Raw genomic sequence first — 26899 nt, 5'->3', positions numbered from 1 at the left:
GTCACACTGTTGTTACAATAAAATTACAGAATATATATAAAGGAGTTTATTCATATGAAAAAAGGGTTAGTCGGAGTTGGAGTTACGTTAGCAGTACTACTGTTTTGGTTTGTTGCCTGTGTAGATACGTCTGAGGTGGATGTTGACTTGTTTCCAGAAGAGTCAGAGTCTGTTGCAGAGTCTTCAGCAGTAGACACAGCGTCTTCAGAAGTAACTGAGGATGCAGTAACTACCTTTACTGCAGATGATTCATTTAGTTTTACTGACGTTACTATCAACCCAAAGTCAGTTACGTTAACAGAGGAAGACGGTAGCTACTATGCTACACTGGAACTAAGTTGGATCAATGACAGCTTACCGCAGGAGTCTAAGTTTACTGGAGCACTAACAGGTATTGATGTTCAACAGGACGGAGAGTTACTAACAGAGGTGTCAGGTGCTTATGCAGATACAGACTCTGACGTTCACTTTCCTAATGCAGTAGGTGGAGAATGGGGAGTTAAACTGACGTATGAGCTGTTGAATGCTGAGGATGAAATAGCATTCACCTTTGTTCCTGCAGATGAACACAGCGACTCTGAGACAATTACAGTACAATTTTAATATAGTTGTCTGCTATTTACTTGCTACAGTGTACTAATATATAGAAAATGGTTAGAACTGTCACTGACCATTCCTTCCATGCAGTGAGACTTAATTGTCTTGCTGCTTTTTTCTATGGGGGGACTATTTACAGTGTAAGGAGGTAACGTATGTTAGTTAACATTCACCAATCAAAGTTAACAGAACAACAGGAGTATGCAATTGATTTACTGGTAGGAAGAACACCAACAGGTGAATCTATGTCTAAACAGGCTATTGCAGATGAAGTAGGAGTTTCACGTCAAACCATTTATGACTGGCTGAAGAAAGATAAATTCCGTCAAGCATTGGTTGCACAGGCTAAGACTGTTACAGACTCTGGCGCTAACTGTTAAAGCAGAAGAAATGGGACTGTCATTGGAACAGTACAAACAGGAATATAATGAGGAATATTACAATGAGGAACAGTAGATGAAGGAAGTACAATTTACCACTGGGGGTAGTTGCGTAGCAGAGGGAATCTGTTATTTAACCGTAAACTGCTTGCTTTTCCGCCCAGATATGTGTTAAAGTAACTGTAAATTAATTGAACCAGTACGGCAGAAGTTCATTCACACTGTTTTGTGCTGTTGGTCTACAGTATGTATCTTTAACGGACGGTAAAAAACTGAAATCAAACTTGTGACGCGGGTTCGACTCCCGCCGTCTCCATATGGAGCAAGTCTCTAAGTGTTGCAGTAGCAGCGTTTAGGGGCTTTTTTTAGCTAGTAACGAGTAGTGACCTATCACTGATTAGGCAATAGAACGTTCAAAAAAGAAGCTACGTAATCACGCAGCTTCTTTTAAATAGTGTCAGATCAAATCAAAATGTTTCAAGCCGTGGACGATGCCACCGTCAGAATTTTTTTTAGTGATAAAGGTGGCTCTTTCTTTCAAACCGTCAATCGCATTGCCCATCGCGATCGTATAATCACAGGCTTCAAAAAGTGGGAGATCATTGATCCCATCGCCAAAAGCAAAGGTAGGGACGTTTTCCAAATGAAGCATTTTTTTCAGTCGTTCAACAGCGGTCCCTTTTGAAGTTCCCTTGTTGACGGTATCCAGTGAGAAAGGTAGGTTTCGGTAGAAGGTCAGCTCTGGAAATGTTTCTTGATAGTATTCATCGCCATCTGGTGCGATCACAAGGAACATATGGACATCCTGAGTTTGGTAACCATTTGGCTGAATCTCAGGCAGCGGGGTATTTAGCAAGCGATAGGTTTCCACCGTTGCTTCATCGTGACCGCTGGACCAGCAGTTGGTCGTATTGTAAAAAGAGACATTGTGATTTTTTTCAGCAACACTGGCTAGCATTCGTTGAGAAACATTTGGATCGATTTTCTCGCTGTAAAGTTCTTTTCCTTCAACTCGGATAAAAGCGCCATTCATGGCAATGTTGGAGGTGATTCCGGTGTTTTTACGAACCATATCAAAATCAAATTCCGTTCGTCCTGTGGCGATCACAGGTAGAATATTATTGGCTTTCAATTGAGCCATTGCAGGACCAATCTCTGGGGCTATTTGCGCATGAGGATCCAAAAGTGTACCGTCCAAATCGAAAAAAGCTAAAGCTCGGTAAGTCATCGTTCAATCTCCTTTTGTCATCAGTGTAATTTCATCTTAACAAAGATTGAAAAAAAGACAAAGGTTTGTTGAAAAAAATATGAAGTTGTTGGTGGGATCGGGGATTTCGAGTATACTAGATACAGGTAAAGAAACGAGGAGTGACAAGATGATTTTTTTAGTAGTAGGGACTATTTTTTTGGTGGTGGGATTAGCATTTTTTGTTGTTCCCTCAAAAAAAGAAAACCTGATTTATGGGTATCGAACGTATTTGTCCAGACAAAGTGAGGATCATTGGAGATATGCACAAAAGATGAGCGCCCTGTTTTTTCTGCTTTTTGGCGCAGGCATGGCAATCATCGGCGGAGTGCTGAAATATACGGACAACACCAATTTTTTCTTGGTGGAGCTACTGCTGATCCCGTGGTTTGTTGCCCCGATGTTTGGCTGTATTGAAATGAAATTAAAAAAATTTGATCAAAACTATAGAGGTGAACGAAATGAATATCTTAATGATTGAAGACAATGAATCGGTGTCAGAAATGATGCAAATGTTCTTTTTGAATGAAGGTTGGGAAGCTGTTTTCAAATATGACGGCAAGGAAGGCTTGGATGAGTTTTTAGCAGATCCTGATAAATGGGACATGATCACTCTCGACCTAAATCTACCAAGTATGGACGGGATGGTCGTGGCTCGTAAAATTCGGGAGGTTTCCAGCACTGTGCCGATCATTATGTTGACAGCCAGAGATTCTGAAAGTGATCAGGTGATCGGGTTAGAGTTAGGTGCTGACGATTATGTGACGAAGCCATTTAGTCCGTTAACACTGATTGCACGGATCAAGGCCTTGCATCGTCGAAGCGAGCTGGCAGAAAAAGCAGCTACCAATGACAGTGAACAAGATTTTGACGTTGAGACAGAGCATTTCAAAATGAATGTCAAAACGCGGGAAGCGTATCTAGACGGTCAGGCGATCGATGGCTTGACACCAAAAGAATTTGATTTGTTGTATACATTGGCTAAAAAGCCGAGACAGGTTTTCTCCAGAGAACAACTTCTGGAGCTAGTCTGGGATTATCAATATTTTGGTGATGAGCGAACTGTCGATGCTCATATCAAAAAGCTACGCCAAAAAATTGAAAAAGTCGGCCCACAGGTCATTCAGACTGTTTGGGGCGTCGGTTATAAATTTGATGATTCTGGTGTTGCCTAATGCGATACCTTTATCAACAGCTACTGGCCTTCTGGTTTGTCATTGTGATCACACTCTTGACCCTCGGGATCGCCTTGATGCAGATGACGCGACAAACGATCGAAGAAAATAATTACAGACAGCTTGTTGGCTATGCAGATGCAGTCGTTGAAGTGATGCGCATGCGTAGTGAAGTGACTTCATCCTTTGATCTAGAGCTGGATTTGGTTCGTTCGTTGAATATGTCAGAAGTGATCTTGAATCAACAGGGCGTGAATTTTGTCTTTCTAAAACGAGACAAGGAAGTGCTGTATCCCGTGGCTCCAGAGCAAGCAATCAATTTTTCAGTGAATGGTTACTGGGAAAGACTAGAGGAAGGTCAGAAGCAGCAGTTTACCACTGATACAAATATTTTTGGTGAAACGGAAGTGACTTCCTATACCATGATTCCGGTCAATCTGGCGAATGTTTTTTACGGGGCGCTGATCGTGACCCAGCCTGCTGAAAACGTAAAAAGCACCGCAGATGAATTCACCGTGAATCTGATCAAAGGTTTTGCCTTGTCCGGCGTCTTGGCGTTGATCATCAGTTATTTTTATGCTACCTTCCAGGTACGCAGGATCAATCGTATGAAACGGGCGACCAAAGAAGTTGCGAATGGCAATTTTGACAGTATCTTGCCAGTCCACAATCGCGATGAATTTGATGAGCTGGCAGAGGACTTCAATAAAATGACTGTTTCTTTAAAGGAATCACAAAAAGAGATCGAACGACAGGAAGAGCGCCGACGTCAGTTCATGGCAGATGCCTCTCACGAGATGCGGACACCACTGACGACAATCAATGGTCTGCTAGAAGGATTGGAGTATCATGCGATCCCTGAAGATCAAAGAGACAATGCGATTCGACTGATGAAAAATGAGACGGAACGTTTGATTCGTTTGGTCAATGAAAATCTGGATTATGAAAAAATTCGAACCGACCAAATCTCGATCGTAGTCAAAAAATTCAATGGAACCGAAGCATTGAAGGGTATTTTGACGCAATTAAAACGCAAAGCAAAGGCAGCGAACAATCAATTGATTTTGGAAACTACGGAAGACATCGAGGTGTTTGCTGATTATGATCGTTTTGTTCAGATTGTTGTCAACATTATCCAAAATGCGATCCAATTTACTGAAAACGGTGAGATTCGAATCAAGATCGAGAAAGGCTATCTAGAAACGATTGTCGAGATTGCGGACACGGGGATCGGTATGAGCGAAGAACAATTGAAGAATATTTGGGATCGCTATTACAAAGCAGACCCTTCTCGTAAAAATCGTCAATTCGGTGAGTCTGGTCTAGGTTTACCGATCGTCCAACAGTTAGTCCGTCTTCACAAAGGATCCATCGATGTGAAGAGTGAGCTGGGACAAGGAACGACCTTTAGAATTAGTTTCCCTGATGTGGAGATCACAGAATAAGCCAACAAAAGACCTTAAGAAAGCTAATATGCTTTCTTAAGGTCTTTTTCTAAAATATCTGGTCAATATAGGGTGTTTGACAAAGTTGCTTGTCTGAGCTGAATAAAATGATTTTAAGCTGTTTGTCATGCGCAAGTTGATGACAGAAGGGAAGTAGCCATTGAACATCTTTGACAGACAATTCCTTGTAACAGCGATTAAGTAGAAGGATCTTTTTTTCCTGGAGCAGTTGACGTACCAGCTGCAGTTTGACTTTTTCCAAGGGAGTCAATTCCTCTTGAGACAAAATTTCGGGAGAAAGTTCAACTAAGGAAAGATAGGTTGAAATCTCAAGCTGTCGATGTTTTTTCACTCCCAATAGAAGATTGTCTTTTAAGGAAAGAAAAGGGAGGATCTGAATATTTTTTGTCACCATTCCGATTGTTTTCAAAGAAAATGGACGGGGAGACTGAAAAAGGTTTTTGGCACATTGATCTGCTCGAACCAGATAAAAACCAGCGGGTAGATCGGCTAAAGAGATTGATTTTTCCATTGATGATACCTCCAATAACTATAGCTTCCTGAAATACACAGACTCATAGAACCCAGCAGACCTCCTAGGGTCACCAAGGTCTTCCACAGTGACGAAAAGAACATACGGAACCACTCATGACTCGATAACTGAAGTGATGAGAAGAGCGCTTGATTGGTCCGTGGAAAACGGATCAACAAACGATTCAGGGAATCGTCTTCCATGACCTGAATGTTGACAGAAAGCTCATTGAGCGAGTCCATCGCTTTTAGATGTGTTTCCAAGACAAGATTACCAAGACTATGCTGAAAAATTAGAAAAACCATACTAAAGACAATTGCCAGTAAAAGAATCGGTGAGAGATGCTCGGCTAAATTAAAACGCATCCAAGCATAAACCGAACTACCCGATTGATACCAAGCAAGCAATTCCTGATCTTTTTTGATTTGCCCAAAGAGAAAAAAGACAAAGAAGAAGGCCAGCAAGAGTGGTAATCTGAGATCGCGAATATATGTATAAACCAGCCTCAATTGTTCCTGTGATTGTCGTAATTGTTGCAAAATAAAGCTTTCTTCTTCCTGATAGCCAGAAGAAGTTATTAGCTCTTTGGTCTGATTGAAAAGCAGTGGAAGAGATTCTAGTAAACTATTCAAAAAAAGTAGTAGACTAAAACCGATGACCAGTAAAAGAGTATACAGAACGGTTGATCGCTTATGATATCTCAAACTAGCCAAAGCAAACCTAATCATGTTTCTCATCCTCACTTTCTTACTTTAAATATAGCGGATGATTTTGAAAAAACTATGAATATCTTATAGTAAAAAAGCGAAAGTATCGATGAGAAAGAAAAAAATAAATCATAAAATCACACAAAAAAAAAGGAAAGATCCATTTTTCAGGATCTTTCTTTTCAGTTTTTCTATTCAGTAGTTTCTTCAGTATTTTCCTCTACAACGACATCAGGATTGTATTCCTGATAAGATTTCGTATCATAAAGATCAACAGTCGATTCGTTGTTGTTTTGTGAGAAGAGGCTAGTAGAGTCTTCTCCTAATTCTCGCTCAATCGAGGTCATTCTTTCCATGATATTTTTATAACTGTACTCGCTTGGGTCAACAGGCTCTAAACCGCTTGCTGTATGGAAACGTAACAAATCTCCGTTATTGACTTTGTCAGAAATTTCCAGCTGACGATTGGCTTCATTTTGCAATTGATCAAATTCTGCCTGCATCTCTTCGGTCTGCATGTTCATAGCGAGCTTCGAAGAGTTGTTGTACAAGGTACCATTGTAGTAGGTGTATTTTGATGTCATGAATGAACCGTCTCTGAAAACAGCCATTTCCTGATGATCGTCTGAAAACAGATCCTGACCTAACTGGATAAAGTTTTGTGTATCAACACCTAGCAAATGCAAAACAGTTGGCAAGACATCGATTTGCGAGCCGTAGGTATGACTCACTCCACCACCGTCTTGACCGGGAAGATGAACCATAAATGGGACACGTTGCATTTGGGCGTTGTCAAAGTCGTTCCAAGTGGCACTTGATTTACCGACCAACTCTGCCAAATTGCGATTGCGTCCGTTAGAAACACCATAGTGATCACCGTACAGAACGATTACAGAGTTTTCATACAAACCACTTTCTTTCAAATAGTGGAAGAATTCTTCTACTGATTTATCTAAATAGTTGGCTGTAGCGAAGTAACCATTGATCGTATCATCCGGTGTATTGGCCATTGGGAATCCAGCATCATCGTTCGTGAATTCTGCGTAAGGATAATGATTAGAAACGGCAATAAATTTTGAATAGAAAGGCTGCTGCAAATGTTCCAGGTATTGAACGGATTGTTCAAAGAAGGGTTTGTCATGCAGACCATACTGGAATGAATTTTCTTCGTTGACATCATAATAAGAAGAGTCGAAGAAATAATCGTAACCGAATCGTTTGTAGATCTCGTTACGGTTCCAGAAGTTTCCAGCATTTCCATGGAATACAGCAGAAGTGTAGCCCTTGGTTTGTTTCAAAATATCAGGTGCTGCTTCAAAGGTGTTTTTACCACCAAACTGCGTGAAGAAAGCTCCTTGGTTCAGTCCGAATAAAGAGGTTTCCAATAATGTTTCAGCGTCACTCGTTTTTCCGGCTTTTACTTGATGGAAAAAGTTGTCGAAGCTGTAGGTACTTTGGTCATGAAAAAGACTATTGATGAATGGCATAACTTCGTGCTCAACACCGTTTTCGTCTTTCAATTTGTAATCAATCAGAAATTGCTGCACACTTTCCAAATGGATGTAAATGACATTCTTACCTTCAGCAATACCAAACATGTCTTCATTAGGTGCGGCATAATGTCCGTGGACATAATCTTCTACTTCCTTCATATCGTTGGGACTTGCTTCAGCACGAACTTGTGTCGTTTTGTACGTCTGAACCGCATCGTAAGCAGTGAAAGCATTCAACCCAAGATATTTTACTAGGTAATCTCTTGAAAAAGTTCTAGTCAACAAACCGGAACGATCCGTCTCTGCTAGAAAGAGGTTCCCAGAGAAAATCATAATCGCTAAAGTAGAGACCGCCAAGGCCACGCGTGCTCGGATCGGTTCGGTATCCATTTTGATTTTCTTCGTCATCAGTCCAGCGACGATCAGAATAAAATCAAGGAAATAGAACAAATCGGCTGGTTGGAAAAGCTTCAAGGCACTTTCACCAAGTCCACTGGCTACTTTTCCGGCACCAAGAATCGTATTGATCGTGATAAAATCTGTAAACTCACGATAATAGGTGACATTTGCGAAAAGCAAGACAGTCATTAACAGATAGATGAATAAGAGTGTCGCATAGGACAGCTTGGTTCGTCTGACATACAAGGCGATCGAAAGTAGCAAGAGCGTTGTTGCGATCGGGTTAATGAACAGGATGAAGTACTGCATCGAGCTTTCAATGCCCAAATTGAATTCTGTTAGATAGGCTACGATATTTTTTATCCAAAACAAAACAGCTAATAAGCTGAAAAATCCTAGACGAGTATTTAAAAAGTTTGGTAATTTAAAATTTTTCAAGGGAATAGTTCCTCGCTTTCTTGAAATCAAGTATGAATAAAATTCACATTTGCAATCATCTTTCTTATTCTACTAGGGACAAGAAAGCGTGTCAATAAAATAAGGAATACGACCTTTAAATTAATTTTTTCTTTAAAAACAGATGCAGCAGACAAAAAATCGGGTTTTTGTTATACTAAACGTATTGAGAATGAAGCAGGTGTAAGCAAAATGAAGATAACAGTCACACAAAAAGCAGTCAAAAAAATCAAAAAAGATTATCCGTTGATTCAGTCTGAAGATTTGGTCCGACCCGTTGAGACCAATGAATGGGTCACATTTACAGATACTCAGGGAAACCTGGTTGCCAAAGGCTATTTAGGCAAACAAAACAAGGGGATCGGATGGATTTTAACAAGAGAAAATCGCGAACTGGATGTCTCTTTTTTTGCCGAACGATTCGCAGCCGCCAAAAATCGCAGGAATCATTATTACAGGAATGAGCAAACAACAGCTTTTCGATTGGTCAATGGAGAAGGCGATGGTCTGGGAGGTTTGATCGTAGATTTGTACGAGGATTTCGCTGTTTTTTCTTGGTACAATGAAACGCTCTATTTCAATAGAAAGACGATCGTGACTGCCTTCAAGAAAATCTTTCCTGAGATCAAAGGGGCGTACGAGAAGATCCGTTTTGAGTCAAGCTTGCCAGAAAGTAAGCAAATGTATGGGAAGGAAGCACCCGAACCTTTATTGATCAAGGAAAATGGCATTGTCTATGCCACCTATTTGAATGAAGGTTTGATGACGGGGATCTTTCTTGATCAGCATGAAGTGCGAGGACGTTTGTCAGATGGTTTGGCTTCAGGAAAAACCGTCCTCAATATGTTCAGCTATACAGGTGCTTTCTCTGTCGCAGCAGCTATGGGAGGCGCGGTCCAAACAACCAGCGTTGATCTGGCTAAACGCAGCCTACCTAAGACCAAAGAACAGTTTACAGTGAATGGATTGGATCTGGAGCAACAGAAGATTCATGTGATGGACACCTTTGAGTATTTCAAGTATGCGAAGAAAAAAGAGTTGCTCTTTGATCTGATCGTACTAGATCCACCCAGCTTTGCTCGCAATAAGAAGAAGGTATTCAGTGTTGCTAAAAATTATGGCGACCTGATCGAAGACAGCGTCGATATTCTACATCCGCAGGGAACGATCATTGCCTCAACAAATGCCGCCAATCTTTCACCTGAAAAATTTCAGCAGCTGATTGAAGACGCTTTGGATAAAAAAGGCGTGTCCTACGAACAGACTGCCGCCTATCGCTTGCCAGATGATTTTACTGTTTATGCCGGTTTTCCAGAAGGAAATTATTTAAAAGTCTATGTTTATCAGTTAAAACAATAATAAATGGGGGTGTCGTCGTTGTTACAAGTAAAAGAGTTGACATTAGGTGAAGGCCAGCCAAAGATTTGTGTACCACTGGTCGGCAACACTACAGAAGAATTGCAGCTAGAGGCGGAGAAAGCCAATCAGACGGCTGCCGATATCATTGAGTGGCGTGTGGATTATTTTGAAAATGTTCATGTGATGGAAGACGTCTTAGACGCATTGACAGTGATTCGTGAAGCCTTACCTCAGAAAGTTCTGCTATTTACGTTTCGGACGAAAGAGGAAGGCGGAGAAAAAGCGATGACGCTGACTGAATATCAGCAGTTGTGTCTTTCAGCCGCAGCCAGTCAAAAAATCGATTTGATCGATGTCGAGTTAGCCAGAGTGGAATTTTTGGGACGAGGATTTGTAGCAGCGTTAAAAGAAAACAAGGTCAAGATCATTATGAGCAGCCATGATTTTGAAAAGACACCCGACGACGCCACCCTTGTGTTTCGAATCAATGTGATGAATCAGTTTGGCGCAGATATCGGTAAACTGGCGACGATGCCGCAACAGCTTCAAGATGTTTTAAGAATCATGGGGATCGTTTCTAAGGCAAGAGGCTTCAACCAACTGCCTTTAGCAGTGATGGCGATGGGAGATCTGGGAAAAGTGACTCGGATCACGGGTGAGATCACAGGCTCCGTCTTTACCTTTGGATCTTTGGATCAAGCCTCTGCACCGGGTCAGATCCCCGTGGCACAATTAAAGGAAATATTGGAGACCCTGCGTGTAACTGAAAAATAGGAAGTGACAGAAGTTGGCAAAAAAAAAGCCAGTAAAAACCAATGCGATTCGTTTGATTGAGCAGCAAAAAATCCCTTATACCGAGCATCGGTATGAATGGTCGGAGGAACATTCGGGAGCAGATGAAGCTGCGAAGCAATTGGGACAAACTGAAAAAATTTACAAAACATTGTTAGCAATGGGCAATAAAACAGGCCCCTTGGTGGCAGTCATTCCCGGAGATCGGGAGCTGGATCTAAAGAAAATTGCCAAAGCCAGCGGAAACAAGAAGGTTGAGATGCTGCATTTGCGTGACTTGGAGACAACGACCGGTTATATCCGAGGAGGCTGTTCACCAGTGGGAATGAAAAAGTTGTTCCCAACCTATATCGATAGCTCTGCGGAAACTTTGGACACGGTGATTGTTTCAGCTGGTCGTCGTGGTTTGCAGATGGAATTGAAACCAGCAGATCTGGCTAAGGTGGTAGGGGCAGACTTTGTGGAAATCTTGGGATAGCAAAAAAGAGTTGGCGCATGTGCCAACTCTTTTTTATGTGGTCAATAACTAAAATAAGCAGCAACTTCAGCCGCATGGACTCCAGCAGAATGACCGGTACAAAATGCAGCAGTGATATTGAAACCACCGGTATACCCGTTGATGTCGATCAATTCGCCACCAAAGAACAGACCAGGCATCTGTTTACTTTCCATCGTTTTAGGATTGATTTCCTTCAGATTGATCCCGCCACCAGTAACAAAAGATTTTTCTAGTGGAAAGGTTTTGGTGATCGCGATTCGATAATCTTTCCACAAATGAACGATCGCAGCTGCCTGATCCTCGGTTAATTGATGGGCAGGTAGGTCCGCTAGTTCGAGTATGTCTAGATAAAAATGGAGTAGACGTTCTGGTAAAAAAGCTTGGAGGGCATTTTTCAGAACCTTTTTGTTGTCTTTGACAGTCGCCAGTAGCTGTTGTGTTAGCTTATTAGTATCTGTGTCAGGAAAGCAATCTAAGGAGACTTGGACCGTTGCTTGTTTTTCCAGCAGTTGATTAACAAAAGAAGAACAACGCAACGCTGCAGGACCTGACAAGCCGAAATGGGTAAAAAGCAGATCCATTTTGTGCGTGGTCACGGCTTTGTTCTTTTCATCCAAAACAGACAATTCAATATCTCGCAAAGATAGTCCCTGTAAGGTTTTTTCTTGAATAAAAGCTTCTTCAGAAACCAAGGGAGATTCTGTCGGATACAAAGGAGCGATCGTATGTCCGACTTTCTTAGCTAGTTTGTAGCCGTCGCCTGTCGAACCAGTGGAAGGATAAGTTCTTCCGCCTGTCGTCAAAATAACACAGGGAGCTTGAAATTCTTCAAACTCTGTTGCAACTCCAGTAATTTGTCCTTCATGCAATAGCTTTTTCACTACCGTATTCGTCGCAATCGTTACATTGAGTTCTTTTACTCGCTGCAGGAGTGCTTCCACGATCGTTTTGGATTTATCGGTGACCGGGAACATTCTGCCATGATCTTCTTCCTTTAAAGAAACACCTTGTGACTCAAAAAAAGCCATCACGTCTTGATTGTTGAACTGAGCAAAGGTGCTGTATAAAAATTTGCCATTTCCCGGGATATGCTGAATCAAATCTTCCACTGAACGGTTATTTGTGACATTGCAGCGTCCGCCACCTGTCATGAGAAGTTTCCGTCCGAATCGCTTGTTTTTTTCTATCAATAAAACTTTCGCATTGTTCTCTGCGGCAGCGATTGTGGCCATCAATCCGCTGGTTCCTCCACCAACAACAATCACGTCATATGTTGCATCCATCTCTCTCACCTCAGAATAAATAGTTTGAAAATTAAAAAAATTATCATAATTTGCGTGCAATTAAAAAAATTTTCTGCTAAAATCATACTACCAAATCAAGGGGGTATTTTCATGACAAAAGCATCAGAATATGTAAAAAGCATTCAAAAAGAAATCCATGACAAGGATGCTAACCAAGCAGAGTTTCTGCAAGCAGTAGATGAATTTTTAGCGACAATTGTTCCTTTCTTAGAAAAACATCCTGAGTACGAAGAAAACAATCTGTTGGCGTTGATCACTGAGCCAGAACGTTTGATCCAATTCCGTGTGCCTTGGCAAGATGACAAGGGCAACTGGCAAGTCAATCGTGGTTATCGTATTCAGTTTAACTCCGCACTTGGACCTTATAAAGGTGGCTTGCGCTTCCACCCAAGTGTCAACTTGAGTATTTTGAAATTTTTAGCATTTGAACAAATCTTTAAAAATAGTTTGACAGGATTACCGATTGGCGGCGGTAAAGGTGGCAGTGATTTTGATCCCAAAGGCAAATCAGACGCTGAAATCATGCGTTTTTGTCAAAGCTTCATGACAGAGCTTTCTAAACACATCGGACCAGATACAGACGTTCCTGCAGGGGATATCGGTGTCGGTGGACGTGAAATCGGTTATTTATATGGAACATACAAACGCTTAAAACAATACGATGCAGGCGTGTTGACTGGAAAACCGTTGGACTTCTGGGGCAGCAAAGGCCGTACTGAAGCAACTGGTTACGGTGCCGTGTACTTTGTCAAACATTTACTTGCTGACTTAGAAGAAAACTTCGAAGGAAAAACAGCGATCGTTTCCGGAAGTGGGAACGTAGCCATCTATGCAATCGAGAAATTACAAGAATTAGGTGCCAAGCCTGTAACTTGTTCAGATTCTAATGGTTTTATTTATGACAAAGACGGGATCGATCTGGAGCTTCTAAAAGACATCAAAGAAGTGAAGCGTGAACGCTTGACCGCTTATGCTTCTGAACGTTCACAAGCAGAATACCATGAAGGTTCTGTTTGGGACTTTGATTTGGAAGCTGAGTTAGCCTTCCCATGTGCGACTCAAAATGAGATCGAAATAGAACAGGCAAAACGTCTGGTAGCTAATGGCGTGAGAGTTGTGGCTGAAGGTGCCAACATGCCAAGTACATTGGAGTCAGCAGAATACTTTATCGAACACAAGGTATACTATTGCCCAGGGAAAGCTGCAAATGCCGGTGGTGTAGCTGTATCGGCACTTGAAATGAGTCAAAATTCTCAACGTCTACAATGGGAAAAAGAAGAAGTGGATACAGGTTTAGATGGTATTATGCAAAATATTTACGAAGCATGCCGCGACACTGCACAGGAATTTGGTGCAGAAAACAACTTCATGTTGGGAGCAAATATTGCAGGATTTGCCAGAGTTGCGAAAGCAATGCAAGCACAAGGCTTAGTTTAGTCAGAATTTACTTGAAAAAAAAGGTCAAAGAAAGTAAAGTAGTAGGTGTAATGAAACTACTACTTTATTTTTTTAGGGAGGATTCAAGATGGGACATATTTCATTTGATTATTCAAAAGTAGCTCCATTTGTAAGAGAGCATGAATTAGATTTCTTACAAAGCCAAGTCTCGGCAGCAGACAAGGCATTGCGTGAAGGTACAGGTCCAGGAAGTGACTTTTTAGGCTGGATCGATCTACCTGAGAATTATGATAAAGAAGAATTTGATCGTGTGAAAAAAGCAGCTGAAAAAATCAAATCTGATTCTGACGTGTTAGTTGTTATCGGTATTGGAGGATCTTACTTAGGTGCTCGTGCAGCGATCGAGTTTTTACAGCATTCTTTCTACAATGCGCTACCAAAAGAAGAACGTAAAACACCTCAAGTTGTATTTGCCGGCAACTCGATTTCTTCTACTTATTTATGTGATCTGATCGAACTGATTGGCGACCGTGATTTCTCTGTGAACGTGATCTCTAAATCAGGGACAACCACTGAGCCAGCGATCGCATTCCGTATTTTCAAAGAAATGCTGATCAAAAAATATGGGAAAGAAGAAGCAAACAAACGAATTTATGCAACGACAGACCGTGCTCGTGGTGCTGTAAAAGTTGAAGCCGATGCAGAAGGTTGGGAAACATTCATTATTCCTGATGATGTCGGTGGTCGATTCACTGTCTTGACTCCGGTTGGTTTGTTACCGATCGCTGTTAGTGGAGCAGATATCGATGCGTTGATGAAAGGGGCAGCCGATGCTCGTGTTGCTTATTCAAGCGATGACTTGAAAGAGAATGAAGCTTACCAGTATGCAGCATTCCGCAATATTTTGTACCGCAAAGGAAAAATCATTGAAATCTTGGTCAATTATGAGCCAGGAATGCAATATTTCTCTGAATGGTGGAAACAATTGTACGGCGAATCTGAAGGGAAAGATCAAAAAGGCATCTATCCTTCAAGTGCGAACTTCTCTACTGATTTACATTCGATCGGTCAAACGATTCAGGATGGTCAAAGAAATGTTTTTGAAACAGTTGTAAAAGTTGAAAAAGCGCGCAAATCAATCAATATTCCTTTACAGGATGCTGATTTGGATGGTTTAGGCTATCTTCAAGGAAAAGAAGTCGACTTTGTTAATACGAAAGCTTTTGAAGGTACACTGTTGGCACATACTGACGGAAATGTACCGAACTTGCTAGTGAAGATTCCAGAAATGGATGAGTACACATTAGGTTATACAATGTACTTCTTTGAAATTGCTGTTGGTCTTTCTGGTTATATGAATGGTGTGAATCCATTTGACCAACCAGGTGTGGAAGATTACAAACGTAATATGTTCGCCCTTCTTGGCAAACCAGGTTTCGAAGAGTTAGCAAAAGAATTGAACGAACGTCTATAAAAAATTGAAGCTGAGGAAGATTGGAAATGATCTTCCCCAGCTTCTTTTCTTTTTCCAACGTCTTTTCTTTTTACGGATTCATGTGAAATTGTTACAATGAAAGAAGAGAATAGAAAAGGAAAGGTGAGAGCGATGAAAAAAAGAATGTTTGTTTCGTTGTTTGTAGGAAGTTTTTTACTGATTTTAGGCGCATGTGCCTCAACAGACACACAGGATTCAGAACATGAAGAACATTCGACTGTTACAGAAGCATCGACGTCAGACACCGAGGAAGAAATGATGCACCATCATGGTTCAGGAGAAATTCCTGCCAACATGGTGCCGGCAGTAGATCCTAAGTATCCAATAGGAGCAACTGTCAAGTTGACAGCTACGCATATGCCAGGAATGGACGGGGCAGAGGCGACTGTAGCAGGTGCGTATGACACGACGATCTATGAAGTGACCTACACACCAACTGATGATGGGCCAGAAGTAGCGAATCACAAATGGGTCGTTCATGAGGAATTACAAGATCCCGGCAATCCGGCTTTACCAGGAGACACTGTTGTTTTGGAGGCTGATCACATGGAAGGCATGCAAGGAGCGACTGCTGTCGTGACGGACGCTATTGAAGGCACAGTTTACGTTGTGAATTATCAACCGACAGATGGCGGAGAAATGATGACTAACCACATGTGGGTTACCGAAGATGAAATGACAGAAGAATAATAGCAAATAGTGGAAACAAGTCGGACGTTCTTTTGCGTCCGGCTTGTTTTTGCTGTGAAATCAGAAGGGAGAGTAAAGGTGGACAAGGACAATCGTTGGAGAAAACTACAGGAGTAATAAAGAATAAAACATTCTTCAAGGAAATATCGGATGAAGTGGCCGTATTTATCTTGACGTTTAGTCTACAATTAGACACAAAAAGACCGTCTTTCGCGCGAGTACGAGAGACGGTCCTAATCGAACTTATCCGATGTATTCATGAATGAGGGTCCTTTCTAAGCTTTGATAGAGTTTAGTTTTTTGATTGCTTCTTCAATTGTAACACCGTAAGCGATATGTGTTTCATCTTTGTTGTCGATTGCCATGAACATGTTAGTTTGCGTGTCAAAGGCAATGCGATATTCTAAGTTTTCTTTTGTGAATGTCATACGAATTTCCTCCTTTACTCTTTGTTACCAGCCGCTAACTTTACTTTAGCACGAAGTCATGTAATTTACAAAAAAAATCGTAGGATTCGTTAAATTTTCTTAACAAAATAGCTAGTTTGATTCTTTTAGTCCAGCTAGTAGACCAATTGAAAGTGTGACAAAGATAATTGTTTGTAAAATGACCATTTCTTTTCCCTCCATCCATTTATCATTACTGCTACTATAAGATAAATTCAAGGGAAAAACACGAACACCACAGTTACAAACAGAGAACAAAATTGTCATCTGTCTGACTGTGGTGTGTAAGAATGAATCAGCCAACACCCAAAACGAAGTGGACCAATTTATCAGAATAGGTCACTGCCTCTGGCTGGTTGACAGTGTCATTCAGTAGTTCCATCTGATCTGTCACGATCCCGTCTGCGCCATAGAAAATCATACGGTTGATCGTATCCTCATCATTGGTGGTCCAGACAAAGACTTGTTTTCCATCCTCCTGGACCGTTTGGATGAAATTACGTGTCAATGTGGTATATTCGATCGTGATAAAATCAGCCTGTGTGATCGGCGGTCCGACAAGACTAAAGGGTAGAATATAACCAGCAGTAAGCTCTGGGGCTTGTTTTTTGATTTCTTCAATAATCTGATAAGACAAACTTTGTACAATGTGTCTGTTTGCGATTAGCCGTTCTTGATAGTTGTCGAGAAACAATTCTACTAGTTGTTGGATATCTTTTTTCTGTGTTTTTATTTCTATAAGTAAAGGTTGTTCCAAGTCTTCGGCTGCATCTAAGTAGTCATCAAATGTACTGATTTTTTCTGTTTGACTATTTTCTGAGACAGTTAGCGCTTGTGCTTCTGCTAAGGTTGTTTCCTCTGGTTTTTTTCTTACACCGGCAAGTGCATTGAAATTAAAATCATGGAACACGATAAAGTGACCGTCAGAAGTCAGCTGAATATCCATTTCTATATAGTCGGGGGAAAAGCTAGTACTGGTCCTTTCCAATGCACTGATTGAATTTTGAACACCGTTACCATTGCTTACCCCTCGATGAGAAATAGTTGACGGTTGGCTGAGGCTGAAATCTGTTAAATACTCTCGATTGTACAAACTCACACCTACGCCAAAGAAGATGGCCGCAACCAACAGCAAGGCTTGGATGAGTCCTGCATAGCGATTTGTCTTCGATTCATCATTAAACCAGGACGGTAATTCTGGAAGAAAGCCTTCATCATCCATAAAATCAATGATTACATAAAAAATACCAACTGTTGAAAGAACGATATTGATCAGTAAGAAAAACTGCAAGAGTGTCATAGCGAAGATCGCTGAGGTCAATGCGTGCTCTGCAGCGAATTCCTCGACCAAGCGCTGGGCACCTAAAATCAGGAAAAAGGCAGAAGTGGTCACTGCTAGGACACTGCCTGTGATGATCAGCAGTTGAGCCACGATAGCAAAAAATCTTTTTCTAGTCAGCATCCAGCTTTCTTTGATAGCTTGCTTGAAGGGACGATCTCGCAAAATCATTTCAGGTAAAGCAAAAACTAACCGAATCCCCAGATAGATCATACTAGCATAAAAAAGTAGAAACAAGCCGATGATCACGATTCGATTATCAAAAATAAAATCAACAATGAATACCGGGATCTTCACTTTGGAAAGCAAATCGGATTGAAAGGTAAAACCACCGATAGGCAAAACCAAAAAGAAATAGAAAAAGAAAAACAAGATTGTTTGGAGTCGTACTTTTTTCATTTGGTATAGCGTCATTGTCAGAAGTGGCTTGAGTCTGACAGGTTGTTTTTTCTTAATAAAATAGACACTTAGTAGCAAAAAGGTGAATTCAAAAAAAATAGCGAGTAGGACAGCAATCAAAATCAGCAAAAGTGAAAAGCTGACTCCTGGATGACGCAGTAGAACCTCGCCGATGTTATCAAAAGAAAGATAAGGAAGTTCTCCTCTGCGCAAAATGAAAGTGGTAGAACTGGTCAAAAGAGGGATGAGGAGGAAGAGAATTGCGCCGTGCATTAATAGTACATTTTTAAAGTAGGCTCTCGTTCCTAATAAGAAATCACGTGTATTGATTAAACTGTGTTTTAGATAATTCATCTCACTCATCTCCTAGTCTCTCTTGATGATACTATAAAAAAAGTGACTGTCCAAGATTTTTGGATAGTCGCTTTTAAACAGTCAGTTAAAAGTGTCTAGAGTAAATTTGTTAAAAATGTTCCGCCATAAACCAAGGCCATACTATATAGAAAGATGGATGCTGGTTTAGCCAGTAGGATGATCGCAGTATATTTTTTGAATGAGATGTCGGTCAAGCCAGCCATCAAACATAAGGCATCGTCTGGGGTGACAGGCAAAAAGATCGCTAAGGCAAAAAGCTTGTCGAAGCGTTGCTGATTATTCAGCCAGTGAGCGTATTTCGTATAGATTTTTTCACTGACAAGGTGTTCAACCAGCGGCTTCCCATAATGACGAGACAAGAGAAAGATGATGATCGATCCTATGCAGATACCAATATAGTTGTACACGAAACCCTCGATAGGTCCAAACAGTAGCACGCCAGCTACTAGTGAGAGTCCACCGGGAATGATCGGAATGATCACTTGAATAATCTGGATCAAAATAAACAGTAACGGGCCAAAAACAGCAGCAGAATTTACAACAGTCTGTAAAGACTGCATATCTCGAAAAACACCTAATTGAAAAAAGTAAACAGCGACGATCAGTGAAAAAGCCATCCCTGTGAATGAAAGCAGATGAAAGACTTTTTTAGTTGTTGCTACGCGCATAGCAAGACACTCCCTTGTCATAGTTAGCTTGATTATACGGGCAAGACAGTAAAATAGATAATATCTAAACTGGAATTTAGAATATCTTATAGATTTCCTGATTGGTCTTGTTTGTTAAGTCGATGTTTTTTTATTTGCTGCCATTTGCCAATGATTCTCTCAATCAAACTGATGATCATAAAGGCTCCAGCAATACTTCCGGCAGTGATGATCACGATCATCATGTTTTCAAAAGCAATGACATTGTTTCCCAACACCAGTTCTCTAACAGCTTTGTACGCAGGTCCACCAGGGACAAGTGGAACCAGACTAGGAATATGAAAAATAATCATCGGAATCTTTTTTTTACGGGAAAAGAAAATACTGAAACAGCCAATCACAACCGTAGCAAAAAAATTAGCTACAGCTAGACCGGCTCCTTCCTGATGCAAATAAAAGTAAACAAGCCAGCCAATACTGCCGGTCAATCCGCTTGATAGCAGGACGCGCCGAGGGATATTGGTCAAAATTCCAAAAGCGATCGTACTGAGAAAGCTTGAGATCCAGTGAATAAGAAAAGTCATAAAATCGTTCCTCCAAAAAAAGACAGCGATGTTGCAATTCCAACACCGATCGAGGCAGCGATAATCAATGCCTCGGTACCTCTCGCGAGTCCGCTGATCATGTGCCCTGCCAGAATATCACGAAAGGAGGTGGTGATTGCTACACCAGGTACGAGCGGCATCACGGCACCAATAATAATATTGTCCATGTTAGCTGCTAAGTGCCAATTGACTGCAAGAATAGCACAAGTACCAATTATAAAAGAAGCCAGTAAAATATCAAAAAACCGAAGATCAATCAGGATTTTCATACAGTATTTGACCGAAAATCCCAGACTGCCAATCAGAAAAGTGGCGGCCAGGTCTTGAATCGTTCCGCCAAAAATATACATTAATAGACTGCTCATGACACCTGCACTCAAAATCTGCAGCCATAAAGGAAATGCTGGTGTGTCGTAGTCGATTTGTTTCAGTGAATTGTGCAGAGTCAGCAAGTCGATTTTCTTTTCAGCAAAAGCACGAGAGAGTTGATTGACCGCAGCGACTTTTTCTAGATTGATCGATCGCTCGGCCACATTTTCCACCTGTGTGTAGTGACTGCTGCGTAAGCCCATAAAAATACCGGTTGCAGTGACATAGCTGACACTGTTGGGCTCGTTGGCGTTTGCAGCGATACGATTCATCATATCCTCCACTCGATAGACCTCTGATCCACTTTCCATCATTATTTTTCCTGCTAGTAGACAGGTTTCTAATACTAGTTCCCGAGATGCGGCCATTTCTTTGACTCCTTCTGTGGTATAGATTCTCTAAAGATGTGTTTATTTTATCTTTTTCCTGAGAAACCTACAAGAATAGAAGACTCAAAGCAAATAACATAACAGCCATCGTGCGGTATTTTTTCCGAAAATTTCCGAAAAAATATCGAATAAAATGAAAAAAGAGCAATCAACAAAGTTGAAAATAACCAATTTTATTGAGAGAATGAAATGTAAGGGGATTCTGGATAAAATACTTTAAAAAAAGTATCATATAAGTTAAAATAACATTGATAGATTAATTTTTGATGAGGAGGGGAACTATGAGGCATAAAGTATATACAAGAGAGCACATATTAAAAGCAGCTTACGAAGTGGTTGCCAAAGATGGATTCAGTAATTTTACTGCAAGAAACGTGGCAAAAAAAATGGGTGTTTCCACTCAACCGATTTATCTGGAATTTAAAAATATGCAGGACTTAAAAAATACACTAGCTGAAACAGTTTATCGGGACTTGGAAGAACGGATCTTTTCTATTGAACACACGGGTGACCGATTGATCGATCTAGCCATCAATTATATCGATTTCTCACAAAAAAATCCGGATTTGTTTATGGCCTTGTTTGTTGATGAATATGGTGGTGGAAAATTGATGTATGATTTTTCATATGCGCACTTTGTCAAGACGATCGAGGGCTACAAGGAGTACAGTGATCTGTCAGAGGAGTATTTGAAGGCTCTACATAAAGGGATCTGGATTTCTATTACCGGGGTTGCTGCGTTGATGTCTTCAGGAATCATTGAACCGAAACGCCAGCAAATCATCGAAATCGTTCAGCAAGCGATTCGAGCGATCCTATCGGTGAAAGATGAATAAACAAGAAACGGGAAAAAAACGTAGGAAATCAATTTGTTTCACCGTACAGATTGATTTCCTACGTTTTTATGAGAATTTATATGATTATTTTGAAGCTATATCTGAGTCTTTTTTTTAAGATGAACTTTTGTTGATCATAGAGACAAATAACGTTCCAAATAGTCTGCTAGTCCGTCCTGATCATTTGTTTTTGGCGTGATGTCATTAGCGACACTTTTTAGTTGATCCGTGCCGTTAGACATGGCAACACCCCAGCCAGCATAATCTAGTAGTTCGACATCATTGTGTTCATCTCCAAAAGCTAACACGTCTGTTTGCTTGATATTCAATGAATCAGCAATGACCGAAACAGACATCGCTTTTTGAACACCTTTAGGTACGATTTCTAAGATAGCATTTGGTCCACCCCATGTACGGACATCGATCTCTCCGTTGAATTGCTTGCTCAGAGATGAAGAGACTTGGGCTGAGAATTCGTGTTGTGTTTTTACCAATAAAGACGTTGGATTAGTGGTCAAGTTTGAAAATAGATTCTTTTCTGACACATTTTCGGCTGCAAAGAAGGAGCCTTCAAAGTCTTTTAAGTCATTGATATAAAAGGTTTCTCTGTTTTCGGCTGCGACGAAGTCTAAATTCAAAGCTTCTTTTTGCGCGAGAATTTCGAAAGCAATATCCTTAGAAATAGATAGTTCTCGTTCAAAGGACCATTTCTGATAAGGTTTATGCACCAAAGCACCATTGAAGTTGACCATTGGTGTGTCTAGTTTTAGCTGACGATAAAATTGTTCACTCATTCGGAAGGGACGTCCAGTAGCGATACTGACATAGTGCCCGGCCTTTTTTGCTTTTTCTAAAACCTCCACTGTTCGAAGGCTGATTTGCGACTGACTATTTAGCGTTGTTCCATCTAAATCGATGGCAATCAATTTTCGTGACATACTCAATCTCCTTTTCTAGATTGCTTCTGCAAGTGTAACATATTTCTGCTATTTAAGAAATATTCTAAAACGTTCTCCTCGATAGGGATGTAGCAAACCGACGATTCATGATTAAAACACGAACAATGAAATGAAAATGAAAAGTTTTTGTTAATGAAATGTTGATAAATAGTAAAAGGATAACTATAATCTGTAGTTGTTCAACGAAAAGACAAAGATTGCCTTTATTTTTAAATTTTTCTTTCGTTGTCTAACTTAAATTTGGGAGTGAATTGAAACAATGGACAAGTTTTTCAAATTAAAGGAAAACCAAACAACCGTATCAACAGAATTTGTGGCGGGGACAACAACATTTTTTGCAATGAGCTATATTTTATTCGTTAACCCGTCTATTTTATCAGCGTCAGGGATGCCTTTCCAAGCAGTCTTCTTGGCAACGATCATTGCTTCAGTGATCGGGACACTGATCATGGGACTATTTGCGAATGTTCCTTATGCGCAAGCACCTGGAATGGGCTTAAATGCCTTCTTCACATTTACAGTGGTTTTTGGTTTGGGTCATAGCTGGCAAGAAGCCTTGGCGATGGTCTTTATCTGTGGTTTGATCAATATTTTTATTACCGTAACAAAAATTCGTAAACTGATCATTCGTGCGATCCCAGAAAGCATGCAACATGCGATCGGTGGTGGTATCGGGATCTTCGTTGCTTATGTTGGGATCAAGAATGCGAACTTGTTGAGCTTTTCAGCAGATTCAGGAACGATCACAAGCTCGATCGTTGAAGGCGATGCTGCAGTCAACGTGACGATGAATGGTGGCGTGGTGCCAGAATTGGCAGCCTTTAACAATGCACCTGTTTTGTTGGCAGTGATTGGTTTGGTTTTGATGACAGTTCTTGTGATCATGAATGTGCGTGGCGCCATTCTGATCGGGATCGTTGGTACAACAATCATTGGTATCTTGATGGGAGTTGTTGATCTGGGTGCAATTGACTGGCAGGCAAATTCTCTAGGCAGTTCGATCAAAGAGCTAGGAACAACTTTTGGTGCAGCTTTTGGACCAGAAGGGATGCAATCGTTGTTTAGCGATTCATCCAAAATTCCGCAAGTGTTAATGACGATCATTGCCTTTAGTTTGTCAGATACTTTTGATACGATTGGAACCTTTATCGGAACAGGCCGTCGTACAGGAATCTTTTCTCAAGAAGACGAAGAAGCTTTGGAAGACAGTAAAGGCTTCACAACAAAAATGGATCGTGCTTTGTTCGCAGATGCGGTAGCTACTTCTATCGGAGCAATTTTTGGTACCTCTAATACAACAACTTATGTGGAATCAGCAGCTGGTATTGGCGCTGGTGGACGTACAGGTTTGACCTCGCTTGTTGTTGCAGCGTTGTTTGCATTGAGCAGCTTGTTCTCACCAATCATCGCGGTTGTTCCTGCGCAGGCAACAGCACCGGCATTGATCTTGGTTGGGGTCATGATGATGGCCTCTTTCAAAGACATTGATTGGACAGACTTAGAGGATGCAGTACCTGCATTCTTCGCATCGATCTTTATGGGTCTTTGCTACAGTATTTCTTATGGTATCGCTGCAGGCTTCATTTTCTTCACGATCGTGAAAGTAGCCAAAGGCAAAGTCAAAGAAGTTTCTCCTGTTTTGTGGATCGTGGACATTCTGTTCATTTTGAACTTTGTGATCATGGCAAGTCTAACAATGTAGAAAAAATAGTGAGCTCCTTCTCCAGTTTTTTGGAGAGGGAGCTTTTTTATTAGTGAAGGAAGAATTGTTTTGAAAATGATTAAACAAGTTTTGACGCAAGGTCTAGGTAACAAGTTCTTTTAATTTGAGATTTTTTTATCAGTTTCAAATAGAATGCAGAAAAGAGCTTTTTTTCGTCACACAATGTTTTTATCGTGGTAGTATAGAAATAAATATAAAACAAGGTCGTGAGTCAATGGATTTTATGAAGAAAAATTACTTAGGAATTCTCCTTACTTGGGGAATAGCACTAATAGCAACCCAACTTGGAACTGTTTTTCCAATCGTAGGAGGTCCGGTTTTTGGGATCCTGTTGGGGCTGTTGATAGCTTTTATACCTAGAGCAAATTCATTCGAAGCAGGCATTAAATTTACTTCAAAGAAGATATTACAATTTGCCATTATTCTTTTAGGATTTGGTATGAACTTATTTCAAATATTTAAAGTAGGAAGTCAGTCTTTGATCGTGATCATAGGAACGATCACTACTTCTCTAATCGTTGCCTATCTTGTAAGTAAATGGTTGAAAATCCCCTCAAATATTTCTGTGTTGATAGGAGTCGGTTCCTCTATTTGTGGCGGTTCTGCGGTGGCGGCGACTGCACCAGTCATCGATGCAGATGATGAAGATGTTGCTAAAGCTATTTCGGTCATTTTTTCTTTTAATATTTTAGCTGCATTTTTGTTCCCTGTATTTGGTCAAATTTTAGGAATGAGCGACATTGGCTTTGGCATGTGGGCAGGAACAGCCATTAATGATACCTCTTCTGTCGTGGCAGCGGGTCAAACTTGGGCGGCCACTCAGGGCAGCGATACCGCATTGAATTATGCTACGATCGTTAAGTTAACCAGAACTTTAGCGATTATTCCTATTACATTGTTTTTAGCCTTGTATCGATCCAAAAGGAATGCTGCGACCGCGGTTGATCTCTCTAAATCTTTTCCGTGGTTTATTTTATTTTTCCTTTTAGCAGCGGTGATCAATACATTTATTCCTATCCCTAGTTCTATTATTGATTTGCTGGTTAGGCTAAGTAAATTTTTTATTGTTATGGCGCTCACAGCAATTGGCTTGAACACAAATATTGTACAATTAATCAAAGGGGGAGGGCAGGCACTTTTTCTTGGCTTGAGTTGTTGGGTAAGTATCATGGCTGTTAGTTTAGTTTTGCAACGTATTTTGACAATTTGGTAAGAGTGAAGATTTTTTAGGAGGAATAACAATGATTAAGAAAATTATTATTGAAAGACTAGAAAAAGGAAAAGAAGTGGCATTTAGATATGAACGTGGAAATTCTTTCCATGCAGATACCTTAGTGGATGAATTGGCTGATGAGCCGAATTGGATTCATGTGAGGCACTCCTACAATAGTAATTCAAGATTAATCAATCTTAATGCGATTCAAAGAATTGTCCTTGAAGATTAAATCTCGCAAAAAAAAAAACGGTCTTTGCAAGCCAAACCAAGTATTTTAAAATACTTGGTTTGGCTTGTTGTGCATGTATTTTCTTATTTTTCAAAAAATAGAATTTTGTTCCTTTTCAGACTAAGGGGTTTGAAAATCTCAGAAAATGGTCTATAGTTGTAGGGAAAGAAGGTTTGTGTATGAACATTGATTGGAAGAGGAACTTGATGATTTCTTGGATAGGTTGTTTCTTTACTGGTGCGAGTATGAGTTTAGTGATGCCTTTCATTCCTTTGTATATTGAAGAATTAGGTGCTCCAAAAGATCAGATCGAACTGTTTGCGGGACTTGCAATCTCCGTGACAGCATTTGCGGCAGCAATCGTTGCGCCGATCTGGGGAAATCTTGCGGACCGCAAAGGACGTCGTTTGATGATGATCCGTGCCTCGGCAGGGATGACTTTGACAATGGGGTCTTTGGCATTTGTTCCTAACGTTTATTGGCTCTTGATCATGCGATTTCTCACAGGTGTTTTGTCTGGGTACATCCCTAATGCGACAGCGATGATCGCTTCACAAGCACCTAGAGAAAAAAGCGGTTGGGCTTTGGGAACATTGGCTACCGGAGCGATCGCTGGAAATTTGATTGGTCCCTCTATGGGGGGAGCCTTGGCGGAACTTGCCGGGATCAAGAATGTGTTTATCATTACAGGGATTGTTTTATTTATTACTGCTCTTTTAACTGTTTTTATGGTAAAAGAAGATTTTACCCCTGTAGAAAAGCAGGAAATGCTGACGACCAAAGAAATTTTTGCTAGAGTGAACAACGTTCAAATTTTAGTTGGGCTTTTTGTCACATCACTCGTTTTACAGGTAGGAATCACGAGTATTAGCCCGATTTTGACCTTATACATTCGTCAACTGAGTGGCAACACCAATAATATTCTGTTTGTCAGTGGCTTGATCGTTTCGATCGCTGGAGTATCAGCGATTATTTCTTCTCCCATCTTGGGTAGAATCGGGGACAAGATCGGTAACCATAAGATTTTATTGGGCGGCTTGATTTTTTCTCTGTTTTGCTTTATTCCGATGGGATTTGTCAAGACGCCATTTCAACTGGGAGCATTGCGCTTTCTGTTAGGTTTCTCAACGGGAGCTTTGATGCCGTCCATCAATACGCTGATCAGTCGGATCACGCCACCAGAGGGTGTTAGCCGGATCTATAGCTATAATCAAATGTTTATGAATTTTGGCCAAGTCTTAGGACCGATGGTAGGATCGACCGTTGCCCATAGCATGGGCTACCCAGCTGTATTTTGGGTGACGAGTAGCTTCGTTCTTTTCAATATTTGTCTGTCAACATTTAATTTTAGAAAGTATCTTAAAAAGAATACAATTAGTTGAAAAGATAAAAAAACCAGT

27 protein-coding genes are annotated in these 26899 nt (G+C 40.7%); 16 read left to right on the top strand and 11 right to left on the bottom strand.

All coding sequences use genetic code 11. The features are described 5' to 3' along the window. The first annotated feature begins 54 nt into the window (after positions 1-54). Both ACWODM_RS13050 and ACWODM_RS13045 read left to right on the top strand, forming a co-directional pair. Positions 55-603 (top strand): hypothetical protein, encoded by a 549-nt coding sequence (locus ACWODM_RS13050; protein ID WP_455321807.1) that lies wholly within the window; start codon positions 55-57, stop codon positions 601-603. A 149-nt stretch (positions 604-752) separates the two neighbouring features. Beyond that, on the top strand, positions 753-977 hold the full coding sequence (locus tag ACWODM_RS13045) for a phBC6A51 family helix-turn-helix protein (protein WP_455321806.1): 225 nt from the start codon (positions 753-755) through the stop codon (positions 975-977). Between the two features lie 457 nt (positions 978-1434). Here ACWODM_RS13045 and ACWODM_RS13040 read toward each other — a convergent pair whose 3' ends face one another. Beyond that, entirely contained in the window at positions 1435-2205 is a 771-nt protein-coding gene (locus ACWODM_RS13040; RefSeq protein ID WP_455321805.1) for a Cof-type HAD-IIB family hydrolase, read from the bottom strand. 148 nt (positions 2206-2353) lie between these two features. Here ACWODM_RS13040 and ACWODM_RS13035 point away from each other — a divergent pair, with 148 nt between their 5' ends. From ACWODM_RS13035 to ACWODM_RS13025, 3 genes are read left to right on the top strand one after another with little or no spacing between them, the layout of a single operon-like run. Further along, a complete protein-coding gene (locus tag ACWODM_RS13035) occupies positions 2354-2704 on the top strand; it encodes an SdpI family protein (protein ID WP_455321804.1) in 351 nt (116 codons plus the stop codon). Next, positions 2685-3398, top strand: a complete 714-nt coding sequence (locus ACWODM_RS13030) for a winged helix-turn-helix domain-containing protein (RefSeq protein WP_455321803.1) — start codon at positions 2685-2687, stop codon at positions 3396-3398. The genes ACWODM_RS13035 and ACWODM_RS13030 overlap by 20 nt, the downstream gene beginning before the upstream one ends. Further along, positions 3398-4843: an ATP-binding protein gene (locus tag ACWODM_RS13025; RefSeq protein WP_455321802.1), complete on the top strand. Its 1446-nt coding sequence runs from the start codon at positions 3398-3400 to the stop codon at positions 4841-4843. The genes ACWODM_RS13030 and ACWODM_RS13025 overlap by 1 nt, the downstream gene beginning before the upstream one ends. A gap of 49 nt (positions 4844-4892) precedes the next feature. Here the strand turns inward: ACWODM_RS13025 and ACWODM_RS13020 are convergent, their stop codons facing one another. The 3 genes from ACWODM_RS13020 to ACWODM_RS13010 all read right to left on the bottom strand — a co-directional run bounded on the left by ACWODM_RS13020 (position 4893) and on the right by ACWODM_RS13010 (position 8412). Continuing rightward, positions 4893-5375, bottom strand: a complete 483-nt coding sequence (locus ACWODM_RS13020) for a hypothetical protein (protein WP_455321801.1) — start codon at positions 5373-5375, stop codon at positions 4893-4895. Continuing rightward, complete coding sequence (locus ACWODM_RS13015) at positions 5354-6103, bottom strand: hypothetical protein (protein WP_455321800.1); 750 nt, start codon at positions 6101-6103, stop codon at positions 5354-5356. The genes ACWODM_RS13020 and ACWODM_RS13015 overlap by 22 nt, the downstream gene beginning before the upstream one ends. 170 nt (positions 6104-6273) lie before the next feature. Continuing rightward, positions 6274-8412: an LTA synthase family protein gene (locus ACWODM_RS13010; protein WP_455321799.1), complete on the bottom strand. Its 2139-nt coding sequence runs from the start codon at positions 8410-8412 to the stop codon at positions 6274-6276. Between the two features lie 210 nt (positions 8413-8622). Between ACWODM_RS13010 and ACWODM_RS13005 the strand changes: the two genes are divergently transcribed. From ACWODM_RS13005 to ybaK, 3 genes are read left to right on the top strand one after another with little or no spacing between them, the layout of a single operon-like run. Beyond that, positions 8623-9789, top strand: a complete 1167-nt coding sequence (locus ACWODM_RS13005; RefSeq protein WP_455321798.1) for a class I SAM-dependent rRNA methyltransferase — start codon at positions 8623-8625, stop codon at positions 9787-9789. 18 nt (positions 9790-9807) lie between these two features. After that, on the top strand, positions 9808-10563 hold the full coding sequence (gene aroD, locus ACWODM_RS13000) for a type I 3-dehydroquinate dehydratase (protein ID WP_455321797.1): 756 nt from the start codon (positions 9808-9810) through the stop codon (positions 10561-10563). Positions 10564-10576: 13 nt separating this feature from the next. Then, a complete protein-coding gene (gene ybaK, locus ACWODM_RS12995) occupies positions 10577-11059 on the top strand; it encodes a Cys-tRNA(Pro) deacylase (RefSeq protein ID WP_455321796.1) in 483 nt (160 codons plus the stop codon). Positions 11060-11100: 41 nt separating this feature from the next. On the opposite strand, the gene ACWODM_RS12990 is transcribed toward ybaK, so the two are convergent. Beyond that, entirely contained in the window at positions 11101-12363 is a 1263-nt protein-coding gene (locus ACWODM_RS12990; protein WP_455321795.1) for an NAD(P)/FAD-dependent oxidoreductase, read from the bottom strand. A 111-nt stretch (positions 12364-12474) separates the two neighbouring features. On the opposite strand from ACWODM_RS12990, the gene gdhA reads away from it, so the two are divergent. The 3 genes from gdhA to ACWODM_RS12975 all read left to right on the top strand — a co-directional run bounded on the left by gdhA (position 12475) and on the right by ACWODM_RS12975 (position 15967). Continuing rightward, positions 12475-13821, top strand: a complete 1347-nt coding sequence (gene gdhA / locus ACWODM_RS12985; RefSeq protein WP_455321794.1) for an NADP-specific glutamate dehydrogenase — start codon at positions 12475-12477, stop codon at positions 13819-13821. 88 nt (positions 13822-13909) lie between these two features. After that, positions 13910-15256, top strand: coding sequence for a glucose-6-phosphate isomerase (locus tag ACWODM_RS12980; protein WP_455321793.1), 1347 nt, complete (start codon positions 13910-13912; stop codon positions 15254-15256). A 132-nt stretch (positions 15257-15388) separates the two neighbouring features. Then, a complete protein-coding gene (locus ACWODM_RS12975; RefSeq protein WP_455321792.1) occupies positions 15389-15967 on the top strand; it encodes a YdhK family protein in 579 nt (192 codons plus the stop codon). Positions 15968-16242: 275 nt separating this feature from the next. Here ACWODM_RS12975 and ACWODM_RS12970 read toward each other — a convergent pair whose 3' ends face one another. The 5 genes from ACWODM_RS12970 to ACWODM_RS12950 all read right to left on the bottom strand — a co-directional run bounded on the left by ACWODM_RS12970 (position 16243) and on the right by ACWODM_RS12950 (position 20515). Next, entirely contained in the window at positions 16243-16395 is a 153-nt protein-coding gene (locus tag ACWODM_RS12970) for a hypothetical protein (RefSeq protein ID WP_455321791.1), read from the bottom strand. Positions 16396-16708: 313 nt separating this feature from the next. Further along, complete coding sequence (locus tag ACWODM_RS12965) at positions 16709-18505, bottom strand: glycerophosphoryl diester phosphodiesterase membrane domain-containing protein (RefSeq protein ID WP_455321790.1); 1797 nt, start codon at positions 18503-18505, stop codon at positions 16709-16711. A 95-nt stretch (positions 18506-18600) separates the two neighbouring features. Next, on the bottom strand, positions 18601-19143 hold the full coding sequence (locus tag ACWODM_RS12960; protein WP_455321819.1) for a TVP38/TMEM64 family protein: 543 nt from the start codon (positions 19141-19143) through the stop codon (positions 18601-18603). A 137-nt stretch (positions 19144-19280) separates the two neighbouring features. After that, positions 19281-19757: a threonine/serine exporter family protein gene (locus tag ACWODM_RS12955; protein ID WP_455321789.1), complete on the bottom strand. Its 477-nt coding sequence runs from the start codon at positions 19755-19757 to the stop codon at positions 19281-19283. Further along, positions 19754-20515 carry a threonine/serine exporter family protein gene (locus ACWODM_RS12950; RefSeq protein ID WP_455321788.1) on the bottom strand — a complete coding sequence of 254 codons (762 nt, stop codon included), beginning with the start codon at positions 20513-20515 and terminating at the stop codon, positions 19754-19756. Before ACWODM_RS12950 ends, ACWODM_RS12955 begins: the two co-directional genes overlap by 4 nt. 302 nt (positions 20516-20817) lie before the next feature. Between ACWODM_RS12950 and ACWODM_RS12945 the strand changes: the two genes are divergently transcribed. Continuing rightward, positions 20818-21372, top strand: a complete 555-nt coding sequence (locus ACWODM_RS12945; protein ID WP_455321787.1) for a TetR/AcrR family transcriptional regulator — start codon at positions 20818-20820, stop codon at positions 21370-21372. Positions 21373-21506: 134 nt separating this feature from the next. On the opposite strand, the gene ACWODM_RS12940 is transcribed toward ACWODM_RS12945, so the two are convergent. Next, entirely contained in the window at positions 21507-22310 is an 804-nt protein-coding gene (locus ACWODM_RS12940) for a Cof-type HAD-IIB family hydrolase (protein ID WP_455321786.1), read from the bottom strand. A gap of 280 nt (positions 22311-22590) precedes the next feature. Between ACWODM_RS12940 and ACWODM_RS12935 the strand changes: the two genes are divergently transcribed. The 4 genes from ACWODM_RS12935 to ACWODM_RS12920 all read left to right on the top strand — a co-directional run bounded on the left by ACWODM_RS12935 (position 22591) and on the right by ACWODM_RS12920 (position 26881). Continuing rightward, positions 22591-24033, top strand: a complete 1443-nt coding sequence (locus ACWODM_RS12935) for an NCS2 family permease (protein ID WP_455321785.1) — start codon at positions 22591-22593, stop codon at positions 24031-24033. 235 nt (positions 24034-24268) lie between these two features. After that, entirely contained in the window at positions 24269-25267 is a 999-nt protein-coding gene (locus ACWODM_RS12930) for a YeiH family protein (protein ID WP_455321784.1), read from the top strand. Between the two features lie 28 nt (positions 25268-25295). Beyond that, a complete protein-coding gene (locus ACWODM_RS12925; RefSeq protein WP_455321783.1) occupies positions 25296-25499 on the top strand; it encodes a hypothetical protein in 204 nt (67 codons plus the stop codon). 179 nt (positions 25500-25678) lie between these two features. Next, a complete protein-coding gene (locus ACWODM_RS12920; RefSeq protein ID WP_455321782.1) occupies positions 25679-26881 on the top strand; it encodes a multidrug efflux MFS transporter in 1203 nt (400 codons plus the stop codon). Positions 26882-26899: the final 18 nt, after the last annotated feature.

Source organism: Enterococcus olivae (assembly GCF_053760925.1).
This window is presented reverse-complemented; position numbering and strand designations above follow the sequence as displayed.